The sequence below is a fragment of the Bradyrhizobium oropedii genome (assembly GCF_020889685.1).
GTDB lineage: Bacteria > Pseudomonadota > Alphaproteobacteria > Rhizobiales > Xanthobacteraceae > Bradyrhizobium > Bradyrhizobium oropedii.
On record NZ_JACMYO010000452.1, the window covers coordinates 1 to 1,029 of the forward strand.

A 1,029-nucleotide genomic window follows, 5' to 3' on the forward strand; every position below is an offset into this window, starting at 1 on the left:
TGGTGGTCTCGAAGTTCGCCTGGTATCTGCCGCTGTACCGACAGGTGCAAATTCTTGCCGGCCAGGGTGTCCATCTCGACCGGGCGACGCTGGCCGGCTGGGTGAAGCGTGCGGCCTGGTAGCTCAGGAGCCTCTATGAGCTTCAGCTGCGCACGATCCAGGCCTCGCCGCGCGTGTTCTGCGATGAGACGCCAATGCCGGTGATCGATCCCGGACGACATCGCACCCGCATCTGCCAATTCTGGGCCCATGCCATGGATGTCCGGCCATGGGGCGGCCCCTCGCCGCCGGCGGTTGCCTACGTGTTCGCTGACGGCCGCGGCACGGAGGAGATCGCCGGACAACTGAAGGGCTTTTCCGGCATTCTGCAGGTGGATGTGTGTGGACGCCCCAGTAAATGCAAGCAAAATATAACTTCGGAACAGGCATGTGGTCGGGTGCTGACGTGTGTCCGGCCTCGTGATGCGACCTCGACACGTCGCGGGCCCTTATGGAATGCGTGGATTGGATCCAATTCGGCTACGCGTGCTCGCTGGCACTCATCCACCTGTTGATTCTTCCAATCCCAGTCCCTGACCGATTGCCCATAACCCTCCGTTAGACCTCACCACATTCCCGACGTCTCTCGGCTTCTGGCCTTGCGTTTAAGCAGCGCCAGACGCTGGAGCTTGGTAAGCGCCACCGCGGACCATCAAGGCCCAGGCGATACGCGCCATTTTGTTCGCTAGATCGACCGCGATCAGCTTTGGTGGCTTCTTCGATAGCATTCTCGCCAACCATGATCCTGCTGGTGATCCATAGCGTCTTGCCCATCGCACAACGGCGGTCGCGCCAAGCACAAGGAGGCGCCGGAGATCTCGCCGGCCCATCCTGGAGATTTTGCCGAGCCTATCCTTGCCTCCAGAGGAAGTCTGTTTGGGCGTGAGACCAACCCAGGCCGCAAAATCTCGCCCCTTGGAAAAGGTCTCCGCCGATGGCGCCAAGGCCTCTATCGCTGTAGCGCAGATTGCGCCGATTCCCGGAATGGTC

At 61.1% G+C, this 1,029-nt stretch carries 1 protein-coding gene and 1 pseudogene; one reads left to right on the top strand and one right to left on the bottom strand.

Annotated features, from left to right (window positions below; translation table 11 throughout):
* Positions 1-377 (top strand): annotated as a pseudogene (locus tag H8A95_RS43220) (IS66 family transposase); the annotation flags it as partial.
* A 267-nt stretch (positions 378-644) separates the two neighbouring features.
* Here the strand turns inward: H8A95_RS43220 and H8A95_RS43225 are convergent.
* The coding region (locus tag H8A95_RS43225) for a transposase (protein ID WP_229188478.1) at positions 645-1,029 on the bottom strand (385 nt) is incomplete at its 5' end.